We start from the raw sequence: 7,439 nt of genomic DNA, 5'->3' as shown, positions 1-7,439 counted from the left end.
AAGGCCCGGTCGGGCCCGGCAGCGTCGTCCGCAGCAGCCCGGCGAGGCCGGGGAGCCGCACGCCGGCGAACGCCACCGGCGGCGTCTCCTCGAACCCCCGGCTGGTGTCGAGCCCGACGAGCCAGGTCGTGCCGGTCCCGGACCCGGCGCCGGCGAGCGTGCGGACCGGGACCGGCGCCTCGAAGCCGGACGCGCCGGGTGTAGTGGTCACGGGCAGCCGCCAGGCTCCGAGCATGAGGTATGCAACCCGGTCGGGAGCCGTCCGGACGATGGCGTCGTCGAGGAAGAAGTAGGCCAGGTCGGCCTCGTCGTCGTCGGTCTTGGCCCGGACGCTGTGCTCGTCGACCTGGACCTGTTCGTCGGGCGGTCCCTCCACGTACAGGTAGCGTCGCAGCAGGTCGCGCAGCTCCCACCAGGTGGTGGCGGGGAACGGGCCGGCCCGGTCCTGGTTCCATGCGGGCTCGGGGTTGGTCCAGCGGCCGGAGGCGAACAGCCAGGCGAGCCCGTACGGCTCGACCCCCAGCTCCGCCCCCAGGTGCCGGGCGACCCAGTCGTGGGCGCCGGCCTCGTCGTCGATCCGTTCGGTGTCGGCGGTCGCCGACCAGACGCGCTGGAACCAGGCCAACGGCGTTCTGTCCGGAAGCCGCCGCACGAGGGTCGGCGATGGGCCCTGGTAGGGGGACCGGTAGAGGAACCAGCTGCCGTCGCCCATGGTCGTGCTCAGGTCTCGGCCAAGGGCCGGTAGGTGCTCTTGGAGAACCCGAAGGTCCAGGCGACGCCCGCGTGGGCGCTGCGGATGTCCGGCGGGACCCGGAGCCAGTAGGTGGCGCGGGAGCCGTCCGGCTCCGGCGTGGCGTTGACCACCTCCACCATGACCAGCGGCTCGCCCCCGGTCCGATCCAGGCGCCACAGGTTGCCGTAGGAATCGCGACCGACCAGGCGGCCGCCGGCGTCGCGGAGGTAGCGGTCGAGACCGTAGGCCTCGGTCATCACCCGGCGCAGCTCGAGGTTGCGCTCGCCGGTGATGTCGTCGGCCCGCAGCGTCGGCAGCCGCGCGATCAGCTCGGCCGGTACGGGCATGCCGTGCCAGGCGTGGAGGGCGAACCCGTCGGCGTAGGACACGGCCGGACCCGCCGGGCCATGGAGCCGGCCCTGCTGGTCGCGGTGGAGGGCGACCGGGCGGTCGGTCATGACCACGACCCGCTCGAACGGCCACCACCAGCCCGCCGTCCGGATGACCCGCCCCAGCCCGGCCAGCCGCTCCGCGCCCGCCAGGCCGGGAAGCACCCGGCGCAACCCGTCGACGGCCGCGCACCAGACCGACTCCGGCGTCCCCGAGACCGACTCGTCCCACAGCCGCCACGAGGCCGGCCAGCCGAGCCGGGTGTCGATGGAGCGGCCGGCCGCGTTGGCCTGGAGGCGCCGGATCCGTTCCTGGAGCTGGCCCAGGGGCCCCGCTGTGGTCCGGGTCCATGCCTGCTCCCAGAGGCCGAGTCCGGTCTGGAGGAGAAGCTGGGCACGGACCTCGCTCCAGAGCAGCGGGCCAATCCAGGGGCGCACCGGACTCCCGACCCGACCGGGTGCCGCCGGCTGACCCTGGCGGCCCAACTCGTCCCTGACCCGTTCCCAGCCCGGGCCGGGAGTCACCACCTCGGCATCCAGGCCGGTGAGCAGGGTCACGGCGACGGCCCCGGCCAGCGGGGAAGCCAGCCACACGATGCGCCCCGGCGGTGCCAGGCCGGCCGCCTGGTAGGCCTGGCGGACGCCGCTCTCGGCCGCCTCCCGGTCGGTCGGACCCACAGCCAGGACGGCGGCCCCCCAGTCACCGGCGACCTCGGCCAGAGTCGCCAGCTGGCCGGCCTCGAGCCGGGCCGTGGTGGCCGCCATGCCGGGGGCGCCGCTCAGTCGGCCACCTCCCGCTGCCCCGCCCAGCCGGACGCGTACTCGCGCTGCCGGACCACGCGGTACAGCCCCGCCGGCAGCGGGATGGCGGCGTGCTCCTCGTGGGTCAGCTGGGCGTCGGTGACGATGCGCAGGAAGCGCTCGTCGCGCGCATCCGGGTCGGCGAGCAGGTCGGCATCGGGCGCGGCCACGGCGTGGGCGTGGCCGGTGGCCTCGCCGAGGGCCAGCACGAGCCGTCCCCTGGCGTCGCGGGACAGCGGCCGGGCGTTCGCGGGAAGGCGCTCGGCGGGCACGAGCAGGATGTCACCCTGACGGTACATGGCGGGCTCCTCACCGGGGAAGGGTGGACCGGTGGTCCGGATTCGAGGACGGCCGCCGCGGCGTGGTTCCAGCGGGAGCGTAGCCGCCCCCTGTGACAGTGAGTCGGCGGCCGAGGCCCACGTCCTGGAGCGAGAGGCGGTGGCTGCCCCGGCGGGCGATGACCTGGTAGGTGCTGCGCGCCAGGTCGAACGCGCGTGGGTGAGCGTCTCCTCGCCGACCTGCCTTGTCAGCGGCCGTTGAAGCTGGGCGGGCGCTTCTCGGTGAAGGCGGTCATGCCCTCACGGGCGTCATCGGAGGCGAGCAGGTCGGCCAGCTCCTCCAGGTCACGGTCGAGGGCGTCGGTCAGGGAGCGCTCGATCCCGTCGTTGACCACCCGGGTGATGGCCGCCACGGCCAGGGGGGCGCCGGCGGCCAGGCCGGCGGCCAGCTCGGCCACGGCCGTGTCGAACTCGGCCGCCGGGACCAGCCGGTCGACCATGCCGATGCGCTCGGCCTCGGCCGGGGCCACGGTCCGGCCGGTGGCCACCAGGTCCAGGGCCCGGCCGAGGCCGACCAGGCGGGACAGCCGATGGGCGCCGCCGGAGGAGGGCAGCAGGCCAAGGGCGACGTCGGGCAGCCCGATCCGGTAGCGCCCCTCGGCGGCGATGCGGATGTCGCAGGCGAGCGCGAGCTCGTAGCCATTGCCGAGGGCGTGCCCGGCGATGGCGGCGACGAACAGCGGCGACTCGTCCGCGAACCGGCCGAGCACCTGGTGGGCACGGCGGCACACGGCCAGGTTCTCGTCGGGCGACCGCTCCAGGAGCCCGGCCACGTCGGCCCCGGCCGAGAAGAACTTGTCGCTGGCCGACCGGATCACGGCCACCACCACCTCGGCCTCGGCGACCTCGCCGACGCAGCGGTCCAGCTCCTCCAGGAAGGCCGCGTCGAAGCGGTTGTCCGGCGGGCGGTCCAGGGTGATCCAGCCGACCCGGTCTTCGACCTCGGCGGTCACCGCCATCGGCTGTCCCCCTGGTCGCGTACGGGCCTGTCGCCAGAAATCGGCGGACGGTATCGTCCCACCTGCCTGACCGGTTGGTCGAGTGCAGCGCCCCGATCCCTGAATCGGCCATTGATGGAGTGCGGCCCCTGGGGGGCCGAGCGCCGACCCGGCGGGGTGGGGTGCGCTCCGCGCCAGGTGCGTGAACGGGTCCGGCCTCCGCGGAGCCAGGCCGGCCGGGGTGGGTGAGGCTCGCCCGGGTCAGGGGTGAGGTTCGCCCCGTGCCGGTGACTGAATGGGCCCGACCCCGGCCTACTTCGGGGCCATGCGGATGGCGCCGTCGAGGCGGATGGTCTCGCCGTTGAGCATGGGGTTTTCGAGGATATGGCGGACCAGGGCCGCGTACTCCTCGGGGCGGCCGAGGCGGGAGGGGAACGGGACCTGGGCGCCGAGGGACTCGCGGACCTGGTCGGGCAGGGCGGCCAGCATGGGGGTGTCGAAGATGCCGGGGGCGACGGCCATCACCCGGATGCCGAGGCGAGCCAGCTCGCGGGCGATGGGGAGGGTCATGCCGGCCACGCCGGCCTTGGAGGCGGAATAGGCGGCCTGGCCGATCTGGCCGTCGAAGGCGGCCACCGAGGCGGTGTTGACGATCACGCCCCGCTCGCCGTCGGGACCCGGGTCGTTGGCGGCCATGGCCTCGGCGGCCAGGCGGGTGACGTTGAAGGTGCCGATCAGGTTGACCTGGACCACCTTGGCGAACCGTTCCAGCGAGTGCGGGCCCTGGCGGCCAAGGACCCGCTCGGCCGGGGCGATCCCGGCGCAGTTGACGGCGGCGTGCAGGCCGCCGCCCTCCGCGACCGCGGCCACGGCCTCGCGGACGCTGGCCTCGTCGGTGACGTCGGTGGCCACGAACCGGGCCCGCTCCCCCAGCTCGGCCGCCACCCCCTCGCCCCGCTCCCGGTCGACGTCGGCCAGGACGACCGACCCGCCGTGCTCGACGACCATGCCGGCGGTGGCCGCTCCCAGCCCCGACCCGCCCCCGGTGACCAGCACCGTCCTGCCCGTGATGTCCACGCCCGCTCCTCCCTCGATCGAGGGGAGCACGGTACGACAACGGGCGTCTGGGACGCGATGGCCAACGGCCGCCGGGCCGGCGGGGCACGTCCATGGCCGTTCCTTCGGTTCGTGCCGTCCGACTGTGGATCGGAGCGTCCAGGAGCCTGGTCTGCGCCGCGTCGATCACGGTGCCCGCCGCTCGCCGACGTCTCGCGCCGATCTCGCTCTGGACAACCCGTCCCTTGGCTGTTTCTCTGGACATTCTCCCGCGAATCGGAGGTGTGCAATGGCGAGCAACCCCGATCCCTTCCGCCGCATCGAGCTGCCCGTGCTCCAGGTCGGCCGGCGCAACCACAAGAGCTGCCGTTGGGGCTGTGGCGACGCCTGCTACAAGGAGCCACCCAACCGGTCCGGCAACGAGACCTACGCCGCCGTGGTCGAGCGGGCCCTGAGCCGCCGCGCCTTCCTGGCCGCGGGCGGGGTCGGGGCCCTGGTGCTGGGGGCGGCGGCATCCCCGGCCGACGCCTCCGAGGCGCCGCCGGTCGGCCCCTACAAGCCGCACCCGACCGGGCGCCGGCTCGCCTTCACCCCGATCGCCCCCAACACCGTCGACGACGTGGTCCTGGCCGACGGCTACTCGAACGTGATCCTGATCGCCTGGGGCGACCCGATCCGCCCGGGCGCGCCCGAGTTCGACTTCGACGCCCAGACCCCGAGAGACCAGGCTCGCCAGTTCGGCTACAACAACGACTACCTGGCCTTCTTCCCGCTGCCCTGGTGGAGCGCGAACAGCTTCATCGGCCTGCTGTGGTCGAACCACGAGTACACCAACCCGGAGCTGATGTTCCGGAACTACGACGCCGACAACCCGACCCGGGACCAGGTCGACATCCAGATCCAGGCCCACGGCGGCAGCATCGTGCTCATCCAGCGGGCCAAGCGCGGCGGCCCGTTCAAGTACCGCCCGCTGTCGCGCTACAACCGGCGCATCACCGCCACCACCCCCATGAAGCTCACCGGCGCCGCCGCCGGCGACGACCTGCTCAAGACGAGCGACGACCCGACCGGGCGGCGGGTCAGGGGAATGCTGAACAACTGCGCCGGCGGGGTCACCCCTGGGGCACGGTCCTGACCGGCGAGGAGAACTTCCACCAGTACTTCGCCAACAACGCGCTCGTCACCGACCCGAAGGTCAAGGCCTGGCACGAGCGCTACGCCCTGCCCGACGGCGCCTCGGACCGCAAGTGGGAGCGCTACCACGACCGCTTCGACCTGACCAAGGAGCCGCACGAGCCGTTCCGCTTCGGCTGGGTGGTCGAGATCGACCCTACGACCCGCATTTCACCCCCCGCAAGCACACCAACCTGGGCCGGACCAAGCACGAGTGCGGGACCACCACCCTGACCAAGAGCAAGCGGGTGGCCGTGTACACCGGCGACGACGAGCGCTTCGAGTACTTCTTCAAGTTCGTCACCCGGGACCGGTACCGCAGGCGGGACCGCAAGCACAACCTCGGCCTGCTGGAGCACGGCACCCTGCACGTTGCCAAGCTGTCGGACGACGGCACCGGCCGCTGGATCCCCCTGCGCCACGGCGAGAACGGCCTGACCGCCGCCAACGGCTTCGCCAACCAGGCCGAGGTGCTGATCAACACCAGGGGCGCCGGCGACACCGTCGGGGCGACCAAGATGGACCGGCCCGAGGACATCCAGCGCAACCCGGTGACCGGGCGGGTCTACGTCAACCTGACCAACAACACCGAACGTACCGCCCCCGACCCGGGCAACCCGCGCTTCCCCAACCCCTACGGGCATGTGCTGGAGCTGCGCGAGGACGGCGACGACGCCGACTCGACCACCTTCACCTGGCGGATCTTCCTGCTCTGCGGCGATCCGGACGACCCGGACACCTACTTCGCCGGCTACCCCAAGGAGCTGGTCAGCCCCATCGGCTCACCGGACAACATGACCTTCGACAACGAGGGCAACCTCTGGCTGGGCAGCGACGGAACCCAGCCCACCGGGGGCAACAACGGCTTGTTCGCCTGTCCCACCAGGGGCGAGGAGCGTGGGCATGTGCAGCTGTTCGCCACCGTCCCGGTGGGGGCCGAGACCTGCGGCCCGCTGCTCACCCAGGACAACCGGTCGCTGTTCATCGCCGTGCAGCACCCGGGCGAGGGCGGCACGGTCGAGGAGCCGACCAGCCACTGGCCGGACGGCGGGGACAGCGTGGCCCGGCCGGCCGTGACCTCGATCTGGCGCAGCGCCGACGGCGACCCGACGATCGGGCAGTAGGCCGGGCCAGCGCCGGCCGGACGGCTCAGCCGGAGGCGACCAGCCAGCTCGGCTGGTTGCCATGCCGCCACTTGAGGCTGCAGCCCATGCTGGGACGGTGCGGCTCGGGCACCGGCTGGCCGGCCAGGACCCGGTCGAGGGCGTCGCGCAGCAGCGCCCCGGTGACCGGCTGGCCGTTGCGGGGGGTGCTGTCGTCGAAGGCGCCGCGGTAGGCGAGCCGGCGGTCGGCGTCGTAGACGAACAGGTCGGGGGTGCACATGGCCCGGTAGGCGGCGGCGACCTGCTGGTCGGTGTCGAGCAGGTAGGGGAACTCGAAGCCGGCCCGGCGGGCCTGGTCGGCCATGCCGGCCGGGCCGTCGTCGGGGTAGGCGTCGAGGTCGTTGCTGCAGATGCCGACGGCGGCCACGCCCTTGCCGGCGTACTCGGCGACCACGGCCCCGAGCTGGCGCTCGACGTGGCGGACGTACGGGCAGTGGTTGCAGAGGAACATCACCAGCAGGACCCGGCCGTCGAGGTCGGCCAGCTTGACCGTTGACCCGTCGGCCGACGGCAGCTCGAAGTCGTGGGCGGGGGTGCCGAGCGGCACCATGAACGAGGAAACGGCCATGTCCTGGTTCTCCTGGGGCGCCCGGGCCCTGTCGTCTTCCGGTCCGAGGGGGACGGTCCTACGCTAGCGGACACGGCCTACCGCTTCACGCCGGCGGACCGGGGGGCGTTCAGGCGCTGTCGCCGGCAGTGGGACTTCGGGGCCCGGGAACGCCGGAACTTCGAGCCCGCCCGGCCAGCCGACGGCTACTGGGTCGTGGCCCACCGGCTGGTGGACCGGTTCGCGCCCGCCGACGACCTGCTGCTGGACGAGGAGCTACCGAGGCCCCGAGCGGGTCGAG

General features: G+C 73.4%; 6 protein-coding genes and 1 pseudogene. 1 reads left to right on the top strand and 6 read right to left on the bottom strand.

Going from position 1 to position 7,439, the window contains the following annotated elements:
• The 5 genes from VF468_06275 to VF468_06255 all read right to left on the bottom strand — a co-directional run.
• A partial coding sequence (locus tag VF468_06275) for a hypothetical protein (GenBank protein HEX5877915.1) occupies positions 1-625 on the bottom strand: 625 nt, incomplete at its 3' end.
• 95 nt (positions 626-720) lie between these two features.
• Positions 721-1,887: a hypothetical protein gene (locus VF468_06270; protein HEX5877914.1), complete on the bottom strand. Its 1,167-nt coding sequence runs from the start codon at positions 1,885-1,887 to the stop codon at positions 721-723.
• 14 nt (positions 1,888-1,901) lie between these two features.
• Positions 1,902-2,222, bottom strand: coding sequence for a hypothetical protein (locus tag VF468_06265; GenBank protein ID HEX5877913.1), 321 nt, complete (start codon positions 2,220-2,222; stop codon positions 1,902-1,904).
• Between the two features lie 227 nt (positions 2,223-2,449).
• A complete protein-coding gene (locus VF468_06260) occupies positions 2,450-3,220 on the bottom strand; it encodes an enoyl-CoA hydratase/isomerase family protein (protein ID HEX5877912.1) in 771 nt (256 codons plus the stop codon).
• Between the two features lie 291 nt (positions 3,221-3,511).
• Positions 3,512-4,276, bottom strand: coding sequence for a 3-hydroxyacyl-CoA dehydrogenase (locus tag VF468_06255; protein ID HEX5877911.1), 765 nt, complete (start codon positions 4,274-4,276; stop codon positions 3,512-3,514).
• Between the two features lie 268 nt (positions 4,277-4,544).
• Between VF468_06255 and VF468_06250 the strand changes: the two are divergent.
• A pseudogene (locus VF468_06250) lies at positions 4,545-6,552 on the top strand (PhoX family phosphatase).
• Positions 6,553-6,577: 25 nt separating this feature from the next.
• Here VF468_06250 and VF468_06245 read toward each other — a convergent pair.
• Positions 6,578-7,159, bottom strand: coding sequence for a thioredoxin family protein (locus VF468_06245; protein HEX5877910.1), 582 nt, complete (start codon positions 7,157-7,159; stop codon positions 6,578-6,580).
• Positions 7,160-7,439 lie beyond the last annotated feature (280 nt).

The organism is Actinomycetota bacterium, from assembly GCA_036280995.1.
Lineage (GTDB): Bacteria > Actinomycetota > CALGFH01 > CALGFH01 > CALGFH01 > CALGFH01.
The sequence above is the reverse complement of the archived record's forward strand: the minus strand, read 5'-3'. Positions and strand labels throughout refer to the sequence as shown.

Coding starts and splice junctions, on each gene's coding strand:
- VF468_06260 (HEX5877912.1), bottom strand. CDS start 3,220: ATGGCGGTGACCGCCGAGGTCGAAGACCGGGTCGGCTGGATCACCCTG.
- VF468_06265 (HEX5877913.1), bottom strand. CDS start 2,222: ATGTACCGTCAGGGTGACATCCTGCTCGTGCCCGCCGAGCGCCTTCCC.
- VF468_06270 (HEX5877914.1), bottom strand. CDS start 1,887: ATGGCGGCCACCACGGCCCGGCTCGAGGCCGGCCAGCTGGCGACTCTG.
- VF468_06245 (HEX5877910.1), bottom strand. CDS start 7,159: ATGGCCGTTTCCTCGTTCATGGTGCCGCTCGGCACCCCCGCCCACGAC.